A 26,064-nucleotide genomic window follows, 5' to 3' on the forward strand; every position below is an offset into this window, starting at 1 on the left:
TTAATGACTGCTAATTATGTGAAGATTTTTCCAATCATGTATGTAGTTAATTCAACAGATGAGGTCTTAAGAAATCTATATTTTACCTATCAAGGAATGCTGGGTCCAGATGTAAAAATTAAAAAGATAGGTAAGGGTAGTATGGAAGCTACAGCTATTGTAACTAAAAATGCAAACGAATTTAAAAAATTATTTATGTATCATTATGATAAAGAAAATATAAAACATGAATATATAATAACTAATAGACTATTGTGGGGAGATATTAGGGATAGAAAAATTGAAATACTAGGTGTTAATGAAGATGGTTCATACAAACTTAAAATAGAGCATGATTTTGTATTGGTATAATAAAGAAAAGCTAGAATGCTAAATAGGTGCATTCTAGCTTTAATTATATTAAACTTAAAATAATTAACATAGTTGTCCTAATTTACATATTTATTAAGAAAGTCACTAATTTTTTTCTCATAACCTTCTTTATCTTCTCTATAGGCTGTTGCATGAGTAGCATTAGGAACAACAAATATATCTTTTTCACTGCTACATGCTTCATATAGTTCATAGACCATTTCATAAGGAACAAAGGTATCTTTATCCCCATGTATAAATAAAGTTGGTGTATTAGATTTAGAAACCTGCTTAATAGCTGAGGCTTCACCGAAAAAGTATCCAGCTTTTATCTTAGTTAATAAGCTTGTGGTATTAACTAAAGGGAAGGATGGAAGGTTGTACATTCTTTTCATCTGGTAAGACAACTCAGCTTTTACTGAGGTATAAGCACAATCTGAAATTATAGCTTTTACATTGCTAGGAAGAGTTTCACCACTAGTCATTAAAACCGTGGCACCACCCATAGATACACCATGTAATATTATTTCAGACTTTGGATTAATGTTTGCAATTATATAATTGATCCATTGCAAGTAATCTTTTCTATCATGCCAACCAAAACCTATATAATCTCCTTCACTTTCACCATGGCCTCTATTATCAGCCATTAAAACATTATACCCTAAAGTCTCATAATAAAATCTTGCATAGTTGGACATCTCTTTAGCTTTACTAAAATATCCATGAACAATTATAGCAGTTTTATCGGTGGGTTTATTTGCTTTAAGATAATAGCCACGAAGCTTCAAATTATCAAAAGATGTGATTTCTATATCCTCATATCCAATCTCATCAAGCCAAGTTTTTCTAGGGGTTACGGCAGGGACTGATTGCTTGAAATCTAGAGATGTGTCACCCTTTAAGAAATCTTTGCTTGTACGAGCTACTGATAAATCATAAAAATAGAAGCTTGCCAAAGTTAGTCCTATTAATAATATAAGAGTTATTAAGAGTAACGTAATCCTTAGTAAAATTTTCATTAATTCAGTCCTTTCTATAGTTTTATTGTATTTATAATAATATATTAGCTTACATAAGGCAATTGGTTATTAAATGGAATAAAATATAACGATTATTACATAATTTGTAACGTTTACTACATATTTCACACAAATAAATTTATGTATGATAGAATCAAAATAATAAAAATATAAGGAGGGATATAGATGAAATATGAAAAACCTAAAACTAAGGAAAGAAGCAAAGTTAAAGGGATGTTTTTAATTAGTTTGCTTGTTATTATATACATATTGTTAAGAATAAACATTCCCTCTTTTGATAATAATGAAAACTTAGGTTTATTAATATTTATGTTTATAATTTTAACTATAACTTTTAGAAAAAAATTTCTTAGGAAATATTTTAAGGGCAGCTTATATAAAGAAAAAGAGTCAATTAACACGAAATGGTTAATTGACTCTTTAACTGTTTTTAAATTATATAGATACCAAAACAAGGTTTTGGATTATCACTTTATGATAATTTAGGTTTAAGAACTCTTTTTGGTTCTTTAACTTTTGGAGTAATAGTTCTCTTCATGAAGAAGATAGATGTTATGGCAGATATTAAATCTGATAAGGGATAAGCAATCCAAGCTCCCATGGCTCCAAATGAATTAATTAGTATTATTGCTAGAGGAATAAATATTATTATTTGTCTATAAACTGAAAGTAAAAAAGATTTTCCAGATTCCTCTATTGCTTGATAGTAGTAAATTCCAATATAATATATCCCTACTACTGGAAGGATAGATATACATATTCTAAAAGCCGTTATGGTTTCTTTTAATAATTCAGCTTCTTTAAGGAAAAATCCTATTATAGATGGAGTGAATAACATAAGTACGCTCCATATTGCTAAGGAGAATATAGTTACCCATTTTATAGAAACCTTTAAGGCTTTAAGCATTCTTTCTCTATTTTCTGCACCATAGTTATAAGAAACTATAGGTTGCATAGATGAACTTACTCCTATTATTGTAACAAACATAAACATAGAAACCTTTGTTATAACTCCTATCATAATTATAGCATTGTCTCCAGCTGTTGATAAAAGTAAGTTATTAAGTACTACTGAAACCACAGCATCTGAGATTTCTATAACAAAGGTTGAAAATCCTATAGTAAATATATCTTTTATCAAACTTCTTGAAAATTCTTTGTTTAATCCAGAAGCAGTAATATCTAGTTTTAAAGTATTCTTTATTTTATAGAATTTATAACTTATAAATAGGAAAGCTATAAACTGGGATGTTATTGTTGCAATCGCTGCACCTTTTACTCCATAACCAAGCATTGCTACAAATAAGTGATTTATAAATACATTAGCTATAGCACCTAAAGAGTTTGCATAGAGATTTATTTTAGTATCACCTAAAGAGGTCATTATATATCCCATAACTATTGTTAGTCCCTGAAATACTGTTCCTATAAGAATTATAGATATATAGTCTTCAGCAAATGGATATAAATTTTCACTGGCCCCTAATTTAGTTATTATAGGTTGATGAAATACATATATTATTAAAGATAAAATGCCTAAAGATAAAAGTGTCATTATTATACTGTTTATTATTGTTTTTTTTATGCCATTATAATTTTTCTCTCCTAGATTTTTAGCAACAAAGGTAGAAGTTCCAACTGAAATCAACATACCTATGGATGTCATAAATCTTTGTACAGGAAAGGCTATGGTTAATGCTCCTATAGCGTTAGAACCGATGTATCTACCTACATATATAGTATCTACCATGTTATAAAGTTCAACTACTAAGAGAGAAATCATTGCAGGAATAGCAAACTTTAATAAAGTTTTTCCTATTTTACCTTCTGTAAATATTTTATCATTAACTCCCATAGCCCTCACCTCCTTTAACATTATTTAATCTCATAATAATATTATAAGTCAGCGATCCAGTTAATTTGAGTGACTTAAATGAGGTGTTTGAGGTATTAATATGGGCACATAAGAATAACTAATAATGAACAAAAAGCATAAAAAACTTAAAATAAACAACATTAAACCTAGGATTAGTACTTTTTTTAAGTAGTTTATTAGATATTTTGTCTGGTAAATATTAATCGAAACATATAAATATGGTATAATATTTGAAATAACATTTACCAAACTGTAGGAGAGTGATTTTTTTGGATTCAAGTTATACGTTGCAGATAATAGTGCTTATATTTTTACTTTTATTATCTGCGTTTTTTTCAGCATCGGAAACAGCACTTATGTCTTTAAGTAAAATAAGAATAAGGCATATGGTTGAAGATGGAGTCAAGGGAGCAAAATTAGTAGAAAAGCTTACAGAAGACCCAAACAAACTTCTTGGAAGTATATTAGTTGGGAATAATGTAGTAAATATAGGAGCATCTGCATTAGCTACTTCTGTAGCTATGAAGGCGTTTGATGAATCAGGAGTAGGAATAGCCACTGCAATAATGACTATTTTAGTGCTTATATTTGGAGAAATAACACCTAAATCTATAGCGAAACAAAGATCAGAAGGAGTTGCTTTAAAGGTTTCAGGTATTGTAAATATATTTGTAAAAACTTTAAGACCCTTTGTTGCTATATTTACATTTATATCTTCTTTTATATTAAAATTATTTGGAGCAGATTTAAATAAAGATCAGCCATTTATAACTCAAGAAGAATTAAAAACCATGGTTGATGTTGGTGAAGAGGAAGGTGTTTTAGAAGAAGAAGAAAAGGAAATGATCTTTAACGTGTTTGAATTTGGTGATATTCAAGTTAAAGATGTAATGGTTCAAAGAGTAGATATAGTAGCCTTAGGTTTAGATTCAACCTATGATGATGTTATAGATATAATTAAGGAAGAACAGTTTTCTAGGATTCCTGTTTATAATGAAAGTATTGATGATATTATAGGAATAATGTATGTTAAGGATTTAATCCTTTTAAATAATAAAGATAACTTTAAGGTTCAGGATTGTATAAGAGAGGCATATTATACCTTTGAATTTAAGAAGGTAACAGAGTTATTTAAAGAGATGAAAAAAAGTAGAAATCATATGGCTGTTGTATTAGATGAATATGGTGGAACAGTTGGAATAGTTACTATAGAGGACTTATTAGAAGAAATAGTTGGAGAAATAGAAGATGAATATGATGAGCTAGAGGAAGAAATTGAAGTTGTTAAAGAGGATGAATATATTGTAGATGGTAGGATAAGATTAGACGATCTAAGTGATTTGATAGGTGTAAAAATGGAGTCTGAAGAGTTTGATTCTATAGGAGGATTTGTTATAGGGCAGCTTGGCAGAATACCAGAACCTAAGGAAGAAGTGAGCTACGAAAACATGAGGTTTGTAGTTGAAGAAATAGATAAAAATAGGATTAAAAAAGTTAGGATATTTACTTAAGAGGAGAGGTTTTTCTATTGGGTTATATGAAAGAAGCTATTAAAGAAGCTTATAAAGCTCTTGAGAAGGATGAGGTGCCTGTTGGAGCTGTAATAGTAAAAGATGGTCATATTATAGCTAGAGCCCATAATTTAAGAGAAAGTTTAAAGTCTTCTTTAGCCCATGCAGAGGTATTAGCTATAGAAGAGGCTTCTAGATATTTAGGGGATTGGAGATTAAATGGTTGTGAATTATATGTAACCCTAGAACCTTGTGTTATGTGTGCTGGTGCTATAATTCAAAGTAGGATAAGTAAGTTATATATAGGAACTTTTGATCCTAAACTAGGGGCATGTGGATCGGTTGCAAATATAATTAATCATCCACATTTAAGTAGTTTTGTAGAAGTAAATTGGACTTATGATGGAGAATGTAGTGAAATATTAAGTAACTTTTTTAAAAATAAACGTAAAAAAAATTGACCACTATGTATTAGTGGTCAATTTTTAATATGCTGCCATTTGATAGTTGTTTAATGGTCCCTGATACACTATTTCAGCAGAAGGTATTTCTAATAAATCCATAGGCTCTACAAAGTTTAGAGGCTTGTCAAATTCATAGACATTAGTTTCTTTAAGTAAATAAGCAATCATTTCTGAACAAAAGAACTTGTCCCTCGCTTGATACTCCTTGTTAAATAATCTAAAGAATATTCCCATTAAGTTATATTTAACTTGTTTTCTATTAAAATCTTTAAGTATTGAATTCATTTGCGTGTATTGAGTTTCGTCTACAGTTATTTTTATTACTACAGATGGACAATTTGGATAAAATGAAAAAACACCCTTATTTATCTCTTCTTTTTTAAATTCTCCTAAAAATGGGTTTCTAGCATACTTTCTGCACATGCTGTACATATTGCTTAATTCTTCATCAAGAGAAATGGAAGAATGAGTATATTGTTTTTTTGTGTATAAACGTATAGCTCTAGCATAAAATGTACCTGTTGCTGTAAGTACAATATAAATATCTCTCATCGTCTTAATCACCTCATAGTTTTTATCAAGTAATATAATTATATAACATTAAGTCATATAAGTGTATTTAATAAATCTTAAATTTATATAAAGAATTAATAAAAGTGTTGGAGGTAGTGTAATGAATTTGGCATTATTGGGTTTCGGTGGAGTAGGAAAATCATTTATAAAGCTATTGGTTGATAAAAATGATGAACTTATAGACCAAGGTTTAAATATTAATGTAGTAGCTATATTAAATTCTAAGGGAGGAGTTTATAGTAGTGAGGGCATAGATTTACAGGAAGTATGTGGTTTAAATGATTTAAGTGATCATTCATTATGGAATAAGGACTTAGATTATAGAGAAGTGTTAAATTCTAATTGTGTGGATTTAATGGTAGAGTTAACACACACAAATAAAGAAACTGGAGAACCGGGGTTAAGTCATATAAGATATGCACTTGATAACAGGATAAATGTAGTGACTGGAAATAAGGGACCTATATTATTAGCATATAGTGATTTAAAAGAGCGGGCATTAAAGAGTGGAGTGTCTATGGGGCTGGGGTGTACTACAGGAGGAGCTCTACCTTCTTTAAATTCTGGATTAATAGAATTAGCAGGTTCTAAAATTTTGTCTATAGAAGGGATATTAAATGGTACAAGTAATTTTATATTAGAAGAGATGGAAAGTAAGAGTATATCCTTTAATGAAGCATTAGAATTAGCCAAGGATTTAGGAATAGCTGAGTCAGACCCATCTTTGGATATAGAAGGATGGGATACTGCAATTAAAATGACTATAATGGCAAATGTTATTATGAATAAAAATATATCACTAAAAGATATAAATGTGGAAGGTATAACCCATTTAAAGAAAGAAGATATAGAAAAAGCAAAGAAAAATGGGTCTAAATACAAGTTAGTAGGACTTATATCTAATATAGATAATAATGTTTCCATAGAGGTCAAACCTAGATTAGTAGAAAAAAATAATGTTTTAGCTTCAATTAATGGTAAAAATAAAGGTTTGAGATTTAAAACTGATACTTTAGGGGAGTTAGTTGTTATGGGCGGGGCATCTGGAACTATAAATGCAGCTGCTTCTATTTTAAGAGATATTATAAACATACATAAAGGATATAAATATTAATTTAAATTAGAAAATTTTTACAATAACAAATCACACATATCGAAGGTCCTCCATATTATATTATTGAAACTAATATAGAATCCTATAATTTTAATAAGGAGGATAAAAAATGCAAGATAATTTTGAAGTTAATGGTTTAGCAAGGCAACAAGAAATCATAGATGAATGTATAATAGCTAAAAAAGTATACGGAAAGTGTAAACAAAAAGATTGTTTAAGCACTTTTTCTCCTAACACTTGTTGTGGTTGTTCTAGCCATGAAATCTCTAAACATGGTGATTTAGATCCTATACCTATAACAGCGTTAGCGCTAGCAGCACCAGCTATAAACCCAGCTATTATAGCTGTTCTAGTATCCAATGTTCCTGGGGACTCTTTAGCATTTACTGAACCTGTAACATTATTAATAGTTGATTCAGTAATTACTGGAATTACAACTAGTGTTGTTCAAAGTCCATTCTGTGAAAATGGCTATTGGAATGTAAATATAACTTATAATTTTACTATAACACTAACTGTTACAACTGCTGGAGGAGTAAGTGAAACTTTAATTGCTACAACATCTTTCAGTAAGGTTGCTTATTTATTTGGAGGAGAAACAGGAAATTCAACTATTTATACTTTTGACTCAACAACTGTTCCTCAATTCGTTATAAATCCAGAAGCACCAAATGTATTTGTTCAAGCAATTGTTAATCCATTAGCAGCTACTTTAGTTCCTATAGATGTTGAGGGCGTTCTACAATATGTTCCTAATGCAGTAATAGGATTGTTTACTATAATTAAACTTTATAGAATTGTTAATTTATCAGTATCTTCAGCAGGACCTTGCGAGCTTCCAGATTGTGAAACAATCATTCCTGGAGACCCATGCAAGTATTTTGATACTTTAGATTTTCCAATGGATTGTTTTGATCCACCATCTTCAAATGATTATTTCTGCGGAGAATAAAGGAAGATACTATCAACCCCCTGTAAATTTAAGATATGGGGGTTGATTTACGTAATACAAAGGAGGCTGTTATGAAAATTGCTTATATAGTTGTTTTTTACTCTAATAGTGAGTGCCTACAGCTTTTTAAGATACTAAAGAATAAAGAATTTGATATAAGTATGATTGCAACACCATGCACAATTACAGCTGGTTGCTCTCGTGCAATAGAATTTACTGAGAACGATCTTGATAAAGTAATAGAGGAGATTAAGAGCAATTCAATAAGAATTAGAAATGTATATAAAAGAGTGATTAATGGGAAAAGCCTACGTTATGTTCTTGTGAAGATATAGGAGGATTTAAATGATATATTTAGATAATGGAGCTACTTCTTTTCCTAAGCCTCGTAGTGTATATGAAGAGATGATAAAGTGTGTAAGGGATTATTGTGCTAATCCAGGAAGAGGTGCTCATGATATGTCTATAAGATGTGATATGGAGATATATGAGTGCAGAGAAAGGATAGCTAAACTTTTTAATATAGATAATCCATTAAATGTGATTTTCACAGCAAATGCTACAGATGGATTAAATATAGCTATACATGGGTTATTAGAAAAAGGAGATCACATTATTACCTCTTACCTTGAGCATAATTCGGTATTAAGACCTGTTAAGCAAAAAGAGAGACAAGGAGTTGAAGTATCTTTATTAAAAGGTGATAAAGATGGACTTCTTTCAGTAGATGAAATAGAAAAAGAAATTAAATCTAATACTAAAGCTATAATAATAAATCACGGTTCAAATGTAATTGGGACAATTCAAGATATAAAAGCTATTGGGGACTTGGCTAGAAGAAATAATATTAATTTTATAGTTGATGGCGCGCAAACTGCCGGAACTATAGAAATAGATATAGATAAGTATAATATAGATCTTTTAGCGGTACCTGGACATAAAGGTTTATTAGGCCCTCAAGGAACAGGAGCTTTGATTATAAATAAAAATGTTGCTTTAAAAGAGCTTAAGTACGGAGGGACAGGAAGTCAATCACATAGCTTAGAGCAACCTCAATTTTTACCTGATAAGTTTGAGAGCGGAACTTTAAATACACCAGGAATTGTAGGTTTAAATAGCGGACTAAAGTTTATTGAAGATGTGGGGATTAACAATATAAGAATAAAAGAAAAAACTCTTGTAGATTTCTTATTAGGTGAATTTGAATGTATGCCTTTTATAGAATGTTATGGGACAGATTCTAAAGATAGCTCGGCTATAATATCTATAAATATAGAAGGTATGGAAAGCTCTGAAGTAGGAAAATTATTAAATAAAAAAGATATATACGTAAGGACTGGGTATCATTGTGCTCCATTAGTGCATAAAGTTATAGGGACAGAGAAACGGGGAACCGTAAGGATAAGTCCAGGTTACTTTAATACACTTGATGAAATGAAGCAACTATTGATTGAATTGAAAAATATATATATCAATAAATAAATGTTAAGGATACTGAAATTTCTAGAAACAGAAACTTCAGTATCCTTCTCTATTCAAAAAATTTTTTTAGTATAGAGCCTCTGGAGGTCTTTAAGGTCTCAATTTCATTTTGCAAAGTTTTTATCTCTAATCTGAGGTTTGATATAGTAGATTCTTTATCTAACAATTGAAGTTTAAGTTTAGATACAGTATCACTGTTTTCCTGTAATAAGGTAATCCTATCAAAAAGTTCCTTGTTGCTTAGAGTCAAAGAATCTATGACCTTACGCTTATCAGATAACTTCTCTTGTAAGTCAGATACAATACTATTTAAGTTTTTTATTAGGATGTCTTTATCCTTTAGTCTTCTTTCATATTCCTGAACAGTAGAAGAATTTTTTCTTAAGGAATCTTCTTTTAAGGCTCTAATTTCATTATCTTTGGATTCAACGGTTGTCCTAGTTCTTTCTAGTTGAGATATATCATTTTTTAGATTTGAAATATCTAGGTTTAGTTTGTTTATCAAGCGTTCTTTTTCAATAAGTTGTCTTTCATAATATAAGGTTGTATCCACTTTTTTTGTAGCAGTACTATGTTTAGGTTCATTATTTATAACTCTTGATATTAAAGATAACACTGAAAATTTTAATTTATTATTTTCATATAATATAAAACCAGATGTAAAAGAAACACTCTCAAGATCACTTTGAACAATATATTTCTCTATTTTACTTTCTTTAGAATAAGGAATAGTATCTATAGATATTAGATCTCCGCCAACAGACAAAAGATTTAGAAATAACTTATTTTTAAATGTATAGGTCAAGTAAAAGTGGTCTTTTTCATATATAAGATATGAATAATTATTTACATTTTCTGTTGTTTTTAAAGTTTTTCCTTTGAAAACATTATCTATTATAATTCCATATCGCAAAAAAGAATTATAATTGTCCTTTATAGAATAACTAAGAGCTGATAGATTATTTTCTCCTAATATAAATGAATAATCATAAGGAAGAAGAGGAGATTTATCTAAAGTTATGAATGATCCCCAGGCATATTTAGTAGGTGAAAATGCTCTATAACCTATATAGTAGTCTTGAGATTTTTTTAAATATAATACAATCAAATCAGTAGAATTAACAGTAGCTATAAAGGGAAAATCAGTAGTTTTTTGAATTCTATCAATTAAAACTGGTGCAGTTATATACAAATTAGAATCAATTATTCTATGATAAAGGCTTAATGAGCTATTATCGTATCTTGTATATATTAAATTTAACGAGTTATTTAGAGAAATAACTTGAATATACTCCATATCAAAAGAGTAATTTAATAAAGTATTTTCTCTTATGCCTAAATCACTATAAGTATAAAACATTAAGGCCTTAGTTGAGGATATAGCTAATATATAGATATATCCATTGTTACTCAAAATAACCGAAAGTAACTTATGACAGTCTTTTATTAAAGAAACCTCCTCTCCAGAAGAATCTTCTTTCAATATTGTATAACAAATTTCGTTTTTATAGTTTTTATAAAATGTCCATAACTCTTCATTTTTCATGATTAAAAACTCATCTTTTTTATATGAAATCATATTTCCTCCTAAATAATTAATTTCCTTATAAAATATATGATAAGTAATAATGTAATATTTAAAAGAATATAAATATTAAAGTAAATATAGGAAAAATATTTATGTGAGGGCGTAGAATGGCAAAAAAATGCACAGTAGAAATAGTAGGCGGTTTTTTATCCTGGGGTAAAACTTCATTTATTAATGCTTACTTGGAAGAAACTTTGACTAAGGATGAAAAAGTACTTATTATGCAGTGTGAAAAGGGCAACACAGAAATAAGAGATGATTTAAAGTCAGATGATAGAGTTGTTATAAAGGAATTTAGTAGCAACGCCCAAATAGATAAGAAAGTATTAAATAGAGCTATAAACTTCCATGAACCTCATAGAATAATAATAGAAGCAAATGGAGTACAAACTGTAAATAATCTTATAGAAAATGTAGATGCATCAAAAGGAACTTTAGGGGCTTTATTCGTAATTGTAGATGGAAGGATTATTGAGATATTTCTAAAAAGTATGGGGGCCATCATATTATCTTACATTCATAGAGCAAATATGATAATAATAAATAATTGCGGAGATCTTCTCGATGAAAAAAAGAATAAGGTTGAGGATACTATTATGAATCTAAATAAGGATTCATACATATTGATAAGTAAATCAATAGATTCGCTACAAGAAGAAATTAAAAGCAGCAAAATAATAAGTAAGGGAATATACAAAATGATAACAGATTATTTTAAAAATATGTGAATAGGAGGTGGGTAAGAATTAATGGCTTTAAATGATATGTTTAAAAGTTTTTGTGTTTTATTTATTGGAATATTTATAGAAGCTATTCCTTTTATTTTAATAGGTGCTTTAGTAGCAGGTATTATTACCACCTTTTTGACTGAGGAATTAATAAAGAAAGTTCTACCTAAAAACAAGTTAGGAGGAGCCATAGTAGCATCACTATTAGGGCTCTTTTTTCCTCTATGCGAATGTGCCACTGTTCCAGTAACTAGGGGACTTGTAAAAAAAGGTGTTCCTACTAACATAGCAATTACATTTATGCTTGCTGCACCTATAGTAAATCCTGTGGTTATGCTCTCTACATATCAAGCATTTGGTCAAAGTGCCAAGCTTTTGTTATTAAGGGTAGGTATAGGGAGTACATTAGCCATAATTATTGGGTTTTTAGTAGAGGTTCTAAATAATAACAATTATGTTCTAAAAGAAGGAAATTTAAATTTTACTTGTGACTGTGGATGTGAAGAACTTAAAAAAGAGAAAAGCCTTAAGGTATTAATAAGACATATAGGTGAAGAGCTATACAGTATAGGAAAATATTTAATAATAGGAAGTATATTAGCTTCTTTATTTCAAGTAGTAATACCCACTGATATTGTAAATAGACTAGCTGTTAATAAATTGTTAGCCGTAATTGTTATGATGGTTTTAGCTTATTTATTATCACTTTGTTCTGAGGCTGATGCTTTTGTTGCTAGAAGCTTTTTAACTCAATTTTCATTAGGTCCAGTTATGGCATTCTTAATACTAGGACCAATGTTAGATTTAAAAAATAATTTAATGCTTTTTAGTGGTTTTAAGAAAGGGTTTGTATTTAAACTTATGTTTTTAGTATTTTCTTCATGTTTTTTAATAGGTTGCTTAATATAGGAGGTATGGATGAAGAAATTTAATTTAAATGAATTTATATGGTTTTTGTGTTTGATATTTATTGATTTGTACTTGATATACTTATTAAAAACTGAAGGACTCTATAATTATGTGCATCCTAAAATGTTTTATTACACTGTATTTGCAATAATATTAATAGGAATTATTTGTTTGTTTCAATTAACTAGAGTATTCACAATTCCTTCAAGACAAGGGGTTAAAAAAGGATATGGTATTTTTTTTATCGCTTTTATTTTGATGATGTATGGAAGAGAAGTAAGTGGAATAGAAGCTACTGAATATAAGGGGGTAACATTAATATTAAACAATCAGGATATACATGAAGATAAAGAAAGTCATGAAAAAATTAATGATACGGGAATAATTAAATTCGATAAAGAACATTTCTTTTGTTACTTTGAGGAACTTCAGGATAATCCTAAAAATTATTTAGGAAGAGAGGTCGATATAAGTGGATTTGTATATAAGGTAGAAAAAGAGAAGGGAATTTTTTATCTAGGTAGAAGTGTACTTAATTGTTGTGTGGCTGATTCTCAGAACTTAGCATTAGTATTTAAGTCTGATGAAGCAAACATGCCAGAAAAAGGACAATGGCTGCAGGTAAATGGAGTTATAAATGTTAATGAAGTAGAGTATAAAGGAAACAAGGTAGCCTTACCAACTATTAAGGTGAAATCAACAAACAGAATTCCAAATGACCAAAATGAATTTTTATATAAAGAAGCTTGAATTAATCCTGTAGAAGCCCCTTTTGGGGCTTAATTTATTTCCCTGTTATTATGAACCCTGGTTTTTTGTTATACTAGTTTTATTAGAGTTTGTTACTTAGGAGAATAATATGAAACTTGGAAATAAAATAATGTTATTAACTATTGTAGTAATTATGGCGGTTATAGGGGTAATTTCTAACTTCGCCATGAAAATGGTTAGAGATAAAGTAAATGCAAAAAATGAAAACTATCTATTAGATACAGCTGAAGCTGTTGCTTCTGTACCACTTATAGAAGATGAACTTGAGAAGGGTGTTAATAACTTCAAGATTCAGACATTTACAGAAAAACTTAATTTAAAAATGAAGGTTAATTTTATAGTTGTTATTGATATGAATGGAATAAGGTATTCTCATCCATTAAGGCAATACATAGGTATGCCTTTTGAAGGTGGAGATGATAAAAGAGTACTTAAAAGTGGAGAAAGTTACATATCAGAGGGGCAAGGAAGAATTGGTTATTCAGTAAGAGCTTTCGCTCCAGTTTATAAAGAGGGTATACAAGTAGGTGCTGTATGTGTAGGAATTTTAAAAACTGACTGGAAACAAGAGGCGACATCCTTTATGTATAAATTAATTCCCTATATAGGACTAGCGTTTATAATAGGTGTTATTGGGGCATATGCTCTTTCAAATAACATAAAGAAAACTATATTTGGATTAGAGCCAAAGGAAATAGCTTTGGTAGTTGAAGAAAGAAAAGCTGTAATAGATAATACAAATGATGGTCTAATAGCAATAAACACTAAAGGTGAGATAACGGTATTAAATAAAAAGGCAAAGGAAATTTTAAATATAGATGATAAAGAATACATTTATCCAATCATATTAAATAATTTAAAAGAAGTGCTTGAAACTGGAGAAGAGTATTATAATAGAACTGAAAAATTATCTGATGATACTATAATATTAAGTAATTATAAAGGTATCACAGGCAATGAGGGAAATATAATAGGAGCTTTAGTTAATTTCCAAGATAGATCATTAGTAACTAAAATGGCAGAGGAGCTTACGGGTATAAAGTTATTAACTTGGGATTTAAGGGCACAAAACCATGAGTTTATGAACAAACTACATACTATTGCTGGATTAATTCAATTAGAGAGATATGATAAGGCTTTAAAATATATTTTTGATGTATCTGAGATGGGAAATAAGGTAGTAGAATCTCTTAAGAAAATAGAAGATGTGTCTATACAGGGATTGATTTTAGCTAAGTACCATAAAGCCCAGGAAGCAAAAATAAAATTCATAATAGAAGAGGGATGTAATCTGAAAAAAGAGCGTGAGAAGGTAGGAACTCATGATTTACTCACCGTAATAGGAAATCTTTTAGACAATTCTATAGATGTATTAAAAGATAAAGAAAATGGAGAAATGTCTATATTTATATCTGAGGAAGATAATATTATAATACAAGTAAGAAATAATGGTGAGCCTATAAAGGAAGAAATAGGGATTAATTTATTTGATAGAGGATTTACAACTAAAAACGGTGATAGAGGGTATGGTCTATATAATGTAAAAGAAATACTAGATTCTTTAGGTGTAGAGATACGCTTTACCAGCGGAAAAATAACAGAATGGAAAGTTAAAATATAAGAGGGGATGATTATTTGATAAAGGTTATTATTGTAGAAGATGATCCTATGGTAAGAGAGATAAATAAAGAATTTTTAGGTAAAATCGATGGCTTTAATGTAATCTATGAATGTTCAAGAATTAAAGAGGCTCAAGAGTTTTTATCAGAAAATAGCGTAGACCTAATCTTGTTAGATGTTTTTTTACCAAATGGGAATGGAATTGATTTATTAAAATGGATAAGGAAAAATGATATTAATTGTGATGCTATATTAATAACAGCAGAAAAAGGCGTTCAAAGTGTAGATGAATCCTTTCGGTATGGAGCGGTTGATTATTTAGTTAAGCCATTTTCTAAAGATAGATTTAATGAGGCATTGATAAAATATAAAAATAGACATGATAAGATGAGTTCTTTAGTTGATTTAAAGCAAGAGCATATTGATAAATACATAGTTAACAGTGAAAATTCTAATGTAAGTAAAAAAGAAACTGTAAAAGGCTTAAGTTTAGTAACTTATAATGAGATATGGAGAACAATAAATAATAATCCTGCTAAGGAGGTTACGGCTGACAGCTTAGCTGATGAGGTAGGATTAGCTAGAGTTACAGTAAGAAGATATTTAGAATATATGGTTGAGGAAGGAAAAATGGAATTAACTTTAGAATATGGAAAAGTAGGAAGGCCTAACAATTACTATAGATTAAAAAAGTAGCGAAAGCTGCTTTTTTTGTTTATAGGTGTGAATAAAATAACAAAATTAATTTTGTTATTTGCAATAAATTATTAATAAACATCAAATGAAATCATTTAACTATAAATAAAGCTGTGAACAAAAAGACCAAAATAAACAATAAGAGCAGAATATTGTTTGTTTATTAATTAACAAATATACTCTAGGTGTAGAAAAAATTTTACAGGGGGATACAATAATGAAGAAAAAGATTTTAGCGGTAATGATGGTTTTTACAATTGCTATACCAGTTTTAGCGTTAACTGGATGTAAAAAAACTGAAAGCGCAGATATAGTAGTAATAGGTGCTGGTGGAGCAGGTCTTTCAGCTGCTGTACAAGCTAAGCAGGATGGTGCTAAAAATGTTGTAGTTTTAGAAAAGATGCCTATGGTTGGAGGAAATACAAACAGAGCTACAGGTGGATTAAACGCAGCAGAAACTGAACAACAAAAAGCAAAAGGGATAAAAGATAGCATAGAAACTATGTATGAAGACACAATGAAGGGTGGATATAACAAAAATAACCCAGACTTAGTTAGAAAATTAGCTAATGAAGCTAAAGATTCCGTTGCATGGTTAACTAAGTTAGGAGCTGACTTAAGTGATGTTGGTAGAATGGCGGGAGCGACTAACTATAGAACACATAGACCTACAGGTGGTGCAGCAGCAGGAGCAAGCATAGTAAAAACATTAAAAGAAGCAGCAGATAATGAAAAAGTTGATATAAGATTATGGAATAAAGCTACACAGATAGTATTAGATAAAGACGGAAAAGTATCTGGAGTTAAAGCTACAGATAAAGAAGGCAAAGAATATACAATAAATACAAAAGCAGTTATACTTACAGCTGGTGGTTTTGGAGCAAATGAAGAAATAATAGTATCATATAATGCTAACTTAAAAGGATTTGCAACTACTAATCATAGTGGTGCTACAGGAGATGGTATAAAGTTAGCTGAAGCAATAAATGCAGATTTTGTTGACATGGCAGAAATTCAAACTCATCCAACTGTTGTACCTGATAAAGCAGTAATGGTAACTGAAGCTGTAAGAGGTAATGGAGCTATACTTATAAATAAAGATGGTAAAAGATTTTGTAATGAGTTAGAAACTAGAGATGTAGTTTCAGCTGCAATATTAGAGCAAAAAGATAAATTAGCTTATTTATTCTTTGAAGATGGATTAAAAGAAAGTTTAAAAGCTACAGAAGAATATTTTAATATGGGACTAGTTATAGAAGCAGATAATCTAGAGGAATTAGCAAAGAAAATAGAAGTAAATCCAGCGGCATTAACTGAAAGTGTTAATAAATACAATGCAGGTGTTGAATCTAAAAATGATGAATTTAAGAGACCAGACCTTCCAAGACAGTTGAACAAAGGAAAGGTTTATGCAATTCCTGTTACTCCAGCAGTTCATCACACAATGGGTGGAGTTAAAATAAACACTAATGCAGAAGTTGTAAATAAAGATGGAAATGCAATCCCAGGATTATATGCGGCAGGAGAAGTTACAGGTGGAGTTCATGGTGGAAACAGATTAGGTGGTAACGCATTAGCAGATATAGTTACTTATGGAAGAACAGCAGGAAAAAATGCAGTAACATTTATAAAATAATTTATAATTTGGAGGATTTATATAGTGAAAAAGTTAATGAGATTAATGAGCATATTAATGGTTCTAAGCGTTTTATTTGTTGCATGCAGCAGCGGCAAATATAAAGATGGAACATATACAGGAGAGGGAAAAGGAGCTTCAAGTAATATAAAAGTTGAAGTAACTGTAAAAAGCGGTAAGATAGATAATATAGAAGTTCTTGAACACAAAGAAACTGAGACAATTATAGATGGTGTTAAAAATGAATTAATACCAAATATAATTAAAAAACAAAGCACTGAAGATGTAGAAGCAGTTAGTGGAGCATCATCTTCATCTAATGGAGTGTTAGAAGCAGTTAACCAGGCTCTAGAAGGAGCTAAAAAATAGAACCCCTTAAAGAACCGTTACAATTAATTTTGTAGCGGTTTTTTTATTTTGTAGGAGAATATAAGAAGATAAGAATATATCTTCTTATAAATATATATTGTTAAGAATATATAGTGTTTATGAGCCTTAGAGCGGAATGGATATAAAATAGAATAAATATAAAACTGTATTAATTTGTATCATTATAGAATACACTTCAAATTCTTCATATAAATTCTATAAAAATGTGGTATCATAGAAAATATAAAAAAAGTATGGAGGAGAAAGACATGAATCCAGTTGCGTTTGATTTATTTGGAATAGAATTTAGATGGTATGGAATTCTTATTTCTTTAGGGATTATACTTGCATTTTTATTAGCGTATATAAATGCGCCTAAAAGAAAAATAGACTTTGAGAAATTAATTGATATATTTATAGTAGCATTTCCACTAGCTATAGTGGGGGCAAGAGCTTATTATGTTATATTTGAATTGGATTATTATAGAAATAATTTATCTGAAATTATAAATATAAGACAAGGTGGCTTAGCTATACATGGAGGACTTATAGGAGCTTTGCTTGGAGCTTTTATATATACTAGATGGAAGAAGATATCTATGTTAGATTATGCAGATTTAGCAGCACCATCAATAATACTAGCTCAAGCATTAGGTAGATGGGGAAACTTTTTTAATTCTGAAGCTCATGGTGGAAAAGTATCAGAAGAATTTATAAGTAAATTTCCAGAGTTTATTCAAAAAGGAATGTATATAAATGGATCTTATTATAACCCAACATTCTTATATGAATCTATTTGGAATGTTCTTGTGTGTATATTTTTAGTGTGGATATATAGAACATATAAAGGTGACCTTAAGGGAAGATTGTTCTTTGCTTACTTTGCATTATATTCATTAGGAAGAGTATTTATTGAGGGCTTAAGGACAGACAGCTTATACTTTATGGGAGTAAGAGTAGCTCAGTTAGTAAGTATTATAGGTATAATTGTTGGCGTTATATATATATCAGCTGTAACTTTTAGAGAAAGAAATAAAGCTTAAGATATATGGGAATAGTTATTGATAGCTATTCCCATATAGTCTTCAATAAGTGAAAACTTACCACAGGTCTATTTTAGTATAATGCCTTGACTCAATACTTTTAAATTGTTATAATGAAATACGTGTCAGGAAATTAGGTAATAACCTAATACGCCTAGAGGAAATGCACTTATATGGAGAGATGTCTGAGCGGTTGAAGGAGCTCGCCTGGAAAGCGGGTGTAGGGGAAACTCTACCGGGGGTTCGAATCCCCCTCTCTCCGCCATATGCCGTGCTAGATGGGGAGTTAGCGGTGCCCTGTAACCTGCAATCCGCTATAGCAGGATTGAATTCCTCGCCTAGGCTTTAATTTGTGGAGTCTGCCCTAAGCAAGTAGTGTTGAGGATTGGGTCCCACGCAACGGAAGCTCATGAACCTCGTCAGGTCCGGAAGGAAGCAGCGATAAGTGAATCCTTCCGTGTGCCGTGGATTAACCTGGTCTGAGCTAACTACTTAGGTAACGTTCATAGATTACTGTCGAAGTGAGGTGCACGGTGTTATATTGTATATTAACCTTTAAGAGAAATCTTAAAGGTTTTTTTCATTTTAAAGGAAGATTAAAAAAAGAATATACTATAAAAAAGTTATCAACAACATATTGTGGACAATGTGGATAACCTATACTATATGTAGAAATTTCGACGGCATGCGGCTGGAAAACAAGAAAAAATATGTAAAAAAATATCACAAAAGAAAATTTGGTAGAATTTACATTAATAAAACTCCTTAATAAGGTAAAAAATACTTTAGAAAAAAGGAGGGTTTATATAATGAAAAAATTATTAGGAATACTTTTAACAGCTATGCTGATTTTAGGAATAGTTATGGTTCCAGTAAAGGCTAAAGATGATAAAGTTGCAGGAAATACATACCCATTTCAGCTTCCAGCATTAAAATATGCATACAATGCACTAGAACCATATATAGATGAAGCTACAATGAGAATACATCATGACAAACATCATCAAGCTTATATTGATAACTTAAACAAGGCATTAGAAAAATATCCAGAGCTGCAAGATAAAACTTTAGAATACTTATTATCTAATTTAGAAAAATTACCTAAAGAAATTAAAGAACAAGTTAGAAATAATGCAGGTGGACATTATAATCATACATTCTTTTGGGAAATAATAGGGCCGAATAAAGGTGGAGAAGCAAAAGGGGAATTAAAAACTTCTATAGATAAAACTTTTGGTTCATTTGATAAATTTAAAGAAGAATTTAAAAAAGAGGCGTTAGGTAGATTTGGATCTGGATGGGCATGGTTAATTAAAGATGATAAAGGAAATCTTAAGATAGTATCTACTCCAAATCAAGATGGACCAATAGAATTAGGTGTTAAGCCTATAATAGCTATAGACGTCTGGGAACATGCATATTATCTTAAATATCAAAATAAAAGGGCTGAATACATAGATAATTGGTGGAATGTTGTAGATTGGGATAAAGCTGAACAGCTATATAAAACTAAATAGACGTAAAAGAGAGTATTAGAAATTTTCTAATGCTCTCTTTTTATTAGATTTGTATACTTATATTTTAAATTGTTCTCTTCTTGTACAGGACTCTCATAAGTCTTTTCCCATTTAGAGTAGTCTATTTCTGGAAAGAAAGTATCACCATTAAAATTTTTATAAACTTTGGTTAAATAAATTTTTTCAACATATGGAAAGAAAGAAGCATAAATTTCTCCTCCACCAATTATAAAAACCTCTTCAGGATTATTAGAGTATTTTTCTAAAATAGTTTCTAATGAATTAATAACAGTCACGTTTTTATCATCTATACTAAAATTTTTATCTCTAGTTATAACTATATGATGTCTGTTAGGAAGAACTTTTGGTAGAGAAAGAAATGTTTTTCTTCCCATAACGATAGTATTACCATCAGTTATTTCTTTAAATCTTTTTAGATCCCCTGGCAATCTCCATAGGAGATTGTTATCTTTACCAATAGAATTATTTTCAGCTACAGCTACTATTATTGAAAGCATAAGAACATCCTCCTTTATCTAGTAATTATATAATAAAATGGCGAAAGTATAAAGATACAAAAATATTTTATATTTAAAAATATATTTTCTAAATAAGTAAGTGTGACTAAATGCGGATTGATGTGAATTTACTATGTATAAGCTCTTTAATAAATGGAAAATTCATATTGACAATTTTAATACAAAGTGGTATTTTTAATAATAATTCAAGAAAAATATAGTATTCATACTAAAAAACTAGGCAATAACGATTAGGGGGAGAAAACATGAATATCAAAGTTAACGGAGAACAAAAAAGTTATGAAGAAATTTTAACAGTAACTGAGCTTTTAAAAGCAGAGGATGTAGAAATGCCGGATATGGTTTCAGTTCAATTAAATGGGGAGTTTTTAGAAAGAGATAGTTTTTCTGACACTAAGCTTAAAGAAAATGATGAAGTAGATTTCTTATACTTTATGGGAGGTGGAAGTATTGGACTTTAGAGATGATCAAATAGAGAGATATTCTAGACACATAATACTTTCAGAAGTTGGAGTAGAAGGACAAGAAAAACTTCTTAATTCTAAGGTTCTTATAATAGGTACTGGTGGACTTGGGGCCCCAGCAGCAATGTTTTTAGCGGCAGCAGGTGTTGGAACTATAGGACTCGTTGATGCTGATGTTGTTGATTTATCTAATCTTCAAAGACAAATAATTCACCAAACAAAAGATGTAGGCAAGCTTAAAGTCCAATCAGGAAAAGAAACTATAAATGAAATGAATCCGGATATAAACGTAATAACTTATCATGAGTTTGTTACATCAGAAAATATATTGAAGATAATAGCAGATCAAGATTATGACTTTATCATAGATGGTACAGATAATTTTTCAGCTAAGTTTTTAATAAATGATGCCTGTGTATTAGCTAAAAAGCCATTCTCTCATGGTGGGATAATAAGATTCCAAGGACAGCTTACAACATATATACCTGACAACGGAACACCTTGTTATAGATGTATATTCCAAACACCACCACCAGAAGGTGCAGTTCCAACTTGTAGAGAAGCTGGAGTTTTAGGGGTTATGGGAGGAGTGATAGGAACACTTCAAGCTACTGAAGCATTAAAATATTTGCTTGGAATCGGGGAACCACTTGCAGGATATCTTCTTACTTATGATTCATTAAAGATGCAGTTTAAGAAAATCAAAGTAAATCATAATAAGAAATGTGGAGTTTGTGGAGAACATCCTACTATAACTGAACTTATAGATTATGCAGCTCCAACTTGTGACCTTAAGCTTTAGGTTTAACTTAGGAGGGCTATATAATGATATATTTACCAAAAGTAGAGTATGAAAAGATAATTAACCAAGCTAAAGCAGAATACCCATTAGAGTGTTGTGGACTTATCGCAGGTACAAAAAAAGAAGAGGATGTCTATATAGAAAAGGTATATGCATTAAGAAACATAGATGAAAGTAGTGAACACTTTTCTATGGATCCCAAAGAGCAGTTTGATACTATTAGAGCTATAAGAGGAAAAGCACTGATATTATTAGGGAATTTTCATTCCCATCCTTATACTCCATCAAGACCATCTGAGGAGGATAAGAAACTTGCCTACGATCCTAAAGCTTTATATGGAATAGTTTCGCTAGAAAAAGAGGAGCCAGTTTTTAATATATTCAAGATAACTAAAGAAGGTGTGGAGAAGTTAGAATACCTAATTAGTTAAATAATTATTTGGGGTGTGTGAAGATGATTAATGTATTAGAAGAGCATTTTAAAAGTGTAGAAGAGTTTGATATAAAGTCGAAACAGTATCTAAATAAAGAAATAGACCCATTAAGATTTAAAGCATTTAGAGTAGCTATGGGAATTTATGAACAAAGAGAAAAAGAAACTTACATGGTTAGACTTAGAATACCTGGTGGAGTAATTAACCTAGAGCAGTTTGAAACAGTATCTAAACTAGCAGATAAGTATTCTAACGGGAAAATACATCTGACTTCTAGAGAAGATATTCAGTTTCAAAATGTAGAATTAACAAATGTTCACGCTATTATGGAAGAATTAATAAAGGTGGGAATAATCACAAAGGGAACTGGGGGAAATACAGTAAGAAATGTTGCCTTATCACCATTATCAGGAGTTTCTAGTGATGAAGTCTTTGACGTAACTGCTTATGTAAAAGAGGTTACAGACTATCTTATTAAGGATCCATCAACTATGAATCTTCCAAGAAAGTATAAAATAGCTTTTTCAAACTCTCCAGAAGATACAGCCAATGCGACTATTTCTGACTTAGGATTTATTGCAAAGCTTCAGGATGGAGTTAAGGGCTTTGAAGTATATGGTGGAGGCGGCTTTGGTGGAAATCCACGAGTAGCCATTACGTTATCAGATTTTATAGAAACTAAAGAAGCTTTATATTATGTACAGGCTATGAAAGAACTTTTTGAAAAAGAAGGAGATAGAAGCAATAAACATAAAGCTAGAATTAGATATATAGTTCATAGATTAGGGGAAGAAAAATTCCTTGAGCTATTCAATAATGAGTTAAATAGGGTAAAAGCGAGTAGAGACCTAGATTTAGTTATAGAGGACAGTGCTTTTGAAAACACTGACTATGATGCAGGATATTCTATAGAGATAAAAGATGAATATAAAAATGTTATATTTAAGCAAAAGCAAGAAGGATATTATTCGGTTTATGTTCATCCTCAAAGCGGAAACATGAAATCAGAATCTATAAACAAGATAATAAATTTTGTTAAGAATTTAGGATATTATGCTGACATTAGACTAACTTCTACGCAAGGACTTTATGTAAGAAATCTAAAAGGAAATGATGCAGAAAAATTAGCAGAAGAGATTGAAGATTTTTCATCAAGATTTGATTTAGATAATTCAGTAACCTGTGCAGGAGCATCAACCTGTCAATTAGGATTATGTTTATCCCAAGGACTACTAAAGGGAATAAAAGAAGAGTTTAAGGGAGCAAGTGATGAAATCAAGGATGCTTTACCTAGACTATTTATTTCTGGATGTCCTAACTCTTGTGGACAACATCAAAAAGGAGCAATTGGGTTTAGTGGAAGAGCAATAAGATCTGAGGATGGATTAGTTCCATCTTATTCAATATCATTTGGTGGATTCGTAGGTGCTGGTGGAGCAAAAATGGGTGAGGTTTTTGGAGATATTCCAGCTAAAAAGATTCCTAAATATCTACTAGATCTTGCTGGTTTAAAAGTTTCTTCAGAAATTAAGGACTTTGAGAAGTTCCTAAAAGAAAAAAGAGAAGATATAAAGAAATTAGTTGAAGACTATTCTTCTGTAGATAGCGCTAAAGAGAATCCAGAACTTTATTATGATTTTGGTGCTTCTAAAAAGTTCTCTATAGAAGGTAGAGGAGCTGGAGAATGTAGTACAGGAGTATTTGACGTTATTAAGCTAGATTTAGCCAATGCAGATAGCTCACTTCAAAAATTCTCTGTAAGCAAAAGTTCAGCCGATCTATATAGCGGAGCAGTATCAGCAGCTAGAGCGCTTTTAATATTAAAAGGTGTTGATACAGATAAGGATAGACAAATATTTAAAGAGTTTAGCAAACATTTTATAGAAGAGGGATATGTAAAAGAAAGTATAAAAGATCTTTTTGATGAACTTATAGATTACAAATTAGGAGATGTAAGTGATATAACCTCTAAAGAACATGATATTAAATATTTAGCAACTAAAGTTAAAGATATGTATGCTTCTTTAAATGGACAATTAGAAATAACCTTAGCGAAAGAAACTGAAATAGAGGCAGAAAAGGTTGAATATTCTAAACCTTCTGTTCAAGTTGTTGACTTTAGAGGTGTTCAATGTCCTATAAACTTTGTAAAAGTTAAGGTAGAGCTATCTAAGATAAAATCTGGAGATCAGAGAGGGTTTTACTTAGATGATGGAGCGCCAATAAATAATGTTCCTAAGAGTGTTGAAAAAGAAGGACACAAAATAGTTTCTATAGACACTAACTATGATGGCTATAACTTATTAGTTATAGAAAAGAAGTAGGGGGTGCGCTTATGAAGTTTACCACGAAGTTAATCCATGGAAATGAGGCTTTAGATAGTACAGGAGCTACTAACACTCCTGTGTTTCTATCCAATGCATATGCTCACACTTCACCAGAAAAGCTTGAAGGAATATTTAAGGGAACAGCTATGGGGTTTGCTTATACAAGAATATCAAATCCTACTATAAATGCCTTTGAAAGAAGAATAGCTAGTGTAGAAGGTGCAATGGCGGCTACAGCAGCGGCTTCAGGCATGAGTGCTATATATCTAGCTATTATGAACATAGTTGAAAGTGGAGACGAAATAATATCTTCTTCAGGATTATTTGGAGGAACTTATACTTTATTTAGAAACCTAAAATCCTATGGGATAAAAACTAATTTTCTTGAGACTTTAGATGAAGAAAGCTTAGAAAAAGTAGTTACTGAAAAAACTAAGGTTCTATTTGCAGAGGCTATAGGAAATCCTAAGTTAGATATTTTAGATGTTGAAAAAGTAAGTGAGTTTTGTAATAAGCACAATATTATATTTATTGTGGATTCAACCATAACAACTCCATACCTAATAAATCCTATAAAATATGGAGCAGATGTTGTTATACACTCAACTTCAAAATATATAAACGGAACTTCTAATTCAATAGGTGGAGTTATCGTTGATGGTGGAAGTACTAAATATAAAAATGAGAAGTTTGAGAACTTCAGTAACTATTCTAAGAAGTTTGGAAAGATGGCCTTCACAGGTAAGCTAAGAGATACAATAGGAAAAGATTTAGGGGCAGCTTTATCTCCTATGAGTGCGTTCTTAAATCTTACTGGAATAGAGACTCTGTCATTAAGAATGAAGCAGCACTGTGAGAATACCTTAAAGGTTGCAGAATATTTGGAAGCTCATGAGAAGGTAGTTTCAGTAAATTATCCTAAATTAAAATCTTCACCTTATTATGATTTAGCTGAAAAATATTATGAAAAAGGTGCCAGTGGGATTTTAACTTTTAGACTAGGAAGCAAAGAGAGATGCTTTAAGTTTATAAATGCATTAAAACTAATAGTTAATCTTACTAACGTAGGAGATACAAAAACACTTATAATACACCCTGCATCTACTATATGTTTAAGCAACACAGAGGAAGAAAAACTTCAAATGGGAGTTTATGAAGATCTAATAAGATTATCTGTTGGAATTGAGGATATAGAAGATATAATCGGGGACATTGAAGAAGCATTAAAGGCTATATGAGACTAACTATATGAAGT

At 30.4% G+C, this 26,064-nt stretch carries 27 protein-coding genes, 1 tRNA gene and 1 other RNA gene; 24 read left to right on the top strand and 5 right to left on the bottom strand.

The genetic code is table 11. From position 1 onward, the window contains the following. The first annotated feature begins 3 nt into the window (after positions 1-3). Entirely contained in the window at positions 4-351 is a 348-nt protein-coding gene (locus B3N22_RS06845; RefSeq protein ID WP_286905726.1) for a hypothetical protein, read from the top strand. A gap of 77 nt (positions 352-428) precedes the next feature. Here the strand turns inward: B3N22_RS06845 and B3N22_RS06850 are convergent, their stop codons facing one another. Further along, entirely contained in the window at positions 429-1,373 is a 945-nt protein-coding gene (locus B3N22_RS06850; RefSeq protein WP_286905728.1) for an alpha/beta hydrolase, read from the bottom strand. 186 nt (positions 1,374-1,559) lie between these two features. Here B3N22_RS06850 and B3N22_RS06855 point away from each other — a divergent pair, with 186 nt between their 5' ends. Further along, on the top strand, positions 1,560-1,880 hold the full coding sequence (locus B3N22_RS06855) for a hypothetical protein (RefSeq protein WP_286905730.1): 321 nt from the start codon (positions 1,560-1,562) through the stop codon (positions 1,878-1,880). Here the strand turns inward: B3N22_RS06855 and B3N22_RS06860 are convergent. Continuing rightward, positions 1,867-3,249, bottom strand: a complete 1,383-nt coding sequence (locus B3N22_RS06860; RefSeq protein WP_286905732.1) for an MATE family efflux transporter — start codon at positions 3,247-3,249, stop codon at positions 1,867-1,869. The two genes, B3N22_RS06855 and B3N22_RS06860, sit on opposite strands and share 14 nt — an antisense overlap. Before the next feature lie 290 nt (positions 3,250-3,539). Here B3N22_RS06860 and B3N22_RS06865 point away from each other — a divergent pair, with 290 nt between their 5' ends. Both B3N22_RS06865 and B3N22_RS06870 read left to right on the top strand, forming a co-directional pair. Beyond that, entirely contained in the window at positions 3,540-4,781 is a 1,242-nt protein-coding gene (locus tag B3N22_RS06865; protein WP_286905734.1) for an HlyC/CorC family transporter, read from the top strand. A 26-nt stretch (positions 4,782-4,807) separates the two neighbouring features. Then, positions 4,808-5,242, top strand: a complete 435-nt coding sequence (locus B3N22_RS06870) for a nucleoside deaminase (RefSeq protein WP_286905773.1) — start codon at positions 4,808-4,810, stop codon at positions 5,240-5,242. A 24-nt stretch (positions 5,243-5,266) separates the two neighbouring features. Here the strand turns inward: B3N22_RS06870 and B3N22_RS06875 are convergent, their stop codons facing one another. Beyond that, positions 5,267-5,797: a hypothetical protein gene (locus B3N22_RS06875; protein WP_286905736.1), complete on the bottom strand. Its 531-nt coding sequence runs from the start codon at positions 5,795-5,797 to the stop codon at positions 5,267-5,269. Positions 5,798-5,918: 121 nt separating this feature from the next. Between B3N22_RS06875 and B3N22_RS06880 the strand changes: the two genes are divergently transcribed. From B3N22_RS06880 to B3N22_RS06895, 4 genes are all read left to right on the top strand, one after another. Continuing rightward, complete coding sequence (locus B3N22_RS06880; protein WP_286905738.1) at positions 5,919-6,932, top strand: homoserine dehydrogenase; 1,014 nt, start codon at positions 5,919-5,921, stop codon at positions 6,930-6,932. 109 nt (positions 6,933-7,041) lie between these two features. Further along, positions 7,042-7,884 carry a hypothetical protein gene (locus tag B3N22_RS06885; protein WP_073021679.1) on the top strand — a complete coding sequence of 281 codons (843 nt, stop codon included), beginning with the start codon at positions 7,042-7,044 and terminating at the stop codon, positions 7,882-7,884. 71 nt (positions 7,885-7,955) lie between these two features. After that, entirely contained in the window at positions 7,956-8,219 is a 264-nt protein-coding gene (locus tag B3N22_RS06890; protein WP_021803924.1) for a putative Se/S carrier protein, read from the top strand. Positions 8,220-8,229: 10 nt separating this feature from the next. Beyond that, positions 8,230-9,366, top strand: coding sequence for an aminotransferase class V-fold PLP-dependent enzyme (locus B3N22_RS06895; RefSeq protein ID WP_286905742.1), 1,137 nt, complete (start codon positions 8,230-8,232; stop codon positions 9,364-9,366). A gap of 49 nt (positions 9,367-9,415) precedes the next feature. Here the strand turns inward: B3N22_RS06895 and B3N22_RS06900 are convergent, their stop codons facing one another. Further along, positions 9,416-10,945 (bottom strand): coiled-coil domain-containing protein, encoded by a 1,530-nt coding sequence (locus B3N22_RS06900; RefSeq protein WP_286905744.1) that lies wholly within the window; start codon positions 10,943-10,945, stop codon positions 9,416-9,418. A gap of 116 nt (positions 10,946-11,061) precedes the next feature. Here B3N22_RS06900 and B3N22_RS06905 point away from each other — a divergent pair, with 116 nt between their 5' ends. The 11 genes from B3N22_RS06905 to B3N22_RS06955 all read left to right on the top strand — a co-directional run bounded on the left by B3N22_RS06905 (position 11,062) and on the right by B3N22_RS06955 (position 20,243). Further along, on the top strand, positions 11,062-11,682 hold the full coding sequence (locus B3N22_RS06905; RefSeq protein WP_286905746.1) for a GTP-binding protein: 621 nt from the start codon (positions 11,062-11,064) through the stop codon (positions 11,680-11,682). Between the two features lie 21 nt (positions 11,683-11,703). After that, positions 11,704-12,591 carry a permease gene (locus B3N22_RS06910; RefSeq protein WP_286905748.1) on the top strand — a complete coding sequence of 296 codons (888 nt, stop codon included), beginning with the start codon at positions 11,704-11,706 and terminating at the stop codon, positions 12,589-12,591. A 9-nt stretch (positions 12,592-12,600) separates the two neighbouring features. After that, on the top strand, positions 12,601-13,341 hold the full coding sequence (locus tag B3N22_RS06915; protein WP_286905750.1) for a TIGR03943 family putative permease subunit: 741 nt from the start codon (positions 12,601-12,603) through the stop codon (positions 13,339-13,341). Positions 13,342-13,450: 109 nt separating this feature from the next. Then, positions 13,451-14,983, top strand: coding sequence for an ATP-binding protein (locus B3N22_RS06920; RefSeq protein WP_286905752.1), 1,533 nt, complete (start codon positions 13,451-13,453; stop codon positions 14,981-14,983). 14 nt (positions 14,984-14,997) lie between these two features. Beyond that, positions 14,998-15,678: a response regulator gene (locus tag B3N22_RS06925; protein ID WP_286905754.1), complete on the top strand. Its 681-nt coding sequence runs from the start codon at positions 14,998-15,000 to the stop codon at positions 15,676-15,678. 217 nt (positions 15,679-15,895) lie between these two features. Then, complete coding sequence (locus tag B3N22_RS06930; RefSeq protein ID WP_286905757.1) at positions 15,896-17,314, top strand: flavocytochrome c; 1,419 nt, start codon at positions 15,896-15,898, stop codon at positions 17,312-17,314. Between the two features lie 24 nt (positions 17,315-17,338). Further along, the gene (locus B3N22_RS06935; protein WP_286905759.1) at positions 17,339-17,683 is read left to right on the top strand and encodes an FMN-binding protein; all 345 of its coding nucleotides are present in this window, start codon (positions 17,339-17,341) and stop codon (positions 17,681-17,683) included. A gap of 254 nt (positions 17,684-17,937) precedes the next feature. After that, entirely contained in the window at positions 17,938-18,726 is a 789-nt protein-coding gene (gene lgt / locus B3N22_RS06940) for a prolipoprotein diacylglyceryl transferase (RefSeq protein WP_286905761.1), read from the top strand. 175 nt (positions 18,727-18,901) lie between these two features. After that, positions 18,902-18,991 (top strand) — tRNA-Ser (locus tag B3N22_RS06945). A 4-nt stretch (positions 18,992-18,995) separates the two neighbouring features. Continuing rightward, positions 18,996-19,260, top strand: an RNA gene (gene ffs / locus B3N22_RS06950) — signal recognition particle sRNA large type. A 275-nt stretch (positions 19,261-19,535) separates the two neighbouring features. Next, positions 19,536-20,243: a superoxide dismutase gene (locus tag B3N22_RS06955; RefSeq protein WP_476728472.1), complete on the top strand. Its 708-nt coding sequence runs from the start codon at positions 19,536-19,538 to the stop codon at positions 20,241-20,243. A gap of 26 nt (positions 20,244-20,269) precedes the next feature. Here the strand turns inward: B3N22_RS06955 and B3N22_RS06960 are convergent, their stop codons facing one another. Further along, on the bottom strand, positions 20,270-20,761 hold the full coding sequence (locus tag B3N22_RS06960) for a dihydrofolate reductase (RefSeq protein ID WP_286905764.1): 492 nt from the start codon (positions 20,759-20,761) through the stop codon (positions 20,270-20,272). A 266-nt stretch (positions 20,762-21,027) separates the two neighbouring features. Here B3N22_RS06960 and thiS point away from each other — a divergent pair, with 266 nt between their 5' ends. From thiS to B3N22_RS06985, 5 genes are read left to right on the top strand one after another with little or no spacing between them, the layout of a single operon-like run. Beyond that, complete coding sequence (gene thiS / locus B3N22_RS06965; RefSeq protein WP_073021663.1) at positions 21,028-21,243, top strand: sulfur carrier protein ThiS; 216 nt, start codon at positions 21,028-21,030, stop codon at positions 21,241-21,243. Further along, the gene (locus B3N22_RS06970) at positions 21,233-22,048 is read left to right on the top strand and encodes a HesA/MoeB/ThiF family protein (RefSeq protein ID WP_073021660.1); all 816 of its coding nucleotides are present in this window, start codon (positions 21,233-21,235) and stop codon (positions 22,046-22,048) included. Before thiS ends, B3N22_RS06970 begins: the two co-directional genes overlap by 11 nt. 23 nt (positions 22,049-22,071) lie before the next feature. Further along, complete coding sequence (locus tag B3N22_RS06975; RefSeq protein ID WP_286905767.1) at positions 22,072-22,479, top strand: M67 family metallopeptidase; 408 nt, start codon at positions 22,072-22,074, stop codon at positions 22,477-22,479. Positions 22,480-22,502: 23 nt separating this feature from the next. After that, a complete protein-coding gene (locus tag B3N22_RS06980) occupies positions 22,503-24,806 on the top strand; it encodes a sulfurtransferase TusA family protein (RefSeq protein ID WP_286905769.1) in 2,304 nt (767 codons plus the stop codon). An 11-nt stretch (positions 24,807-24,817) separates the two neighbouring features. Next, complete coding sequence (locus B3N22_RS06985; RefSeq protein WP_286905771.1) at positions 24,818-26,047, top strand: O-acetylhomoserine aminocarboxypropyltransferase/cysteine synthase family protein; 1,230 nt, start codon at positions 24,818-24,820, stop codon at positions 26,045-26,047. Positions 26,048-26,064: the final 17 nt, after the last annotated feature.

The organism is Clostridium sp. UBA1652 (genome assembly GCF_002320975.1).
GTDB lineage: Bacteria > Bacillota > Clostridia > Clostridiales > Clostridiaceae > Clostridium_T > Clostridium_T intestinale.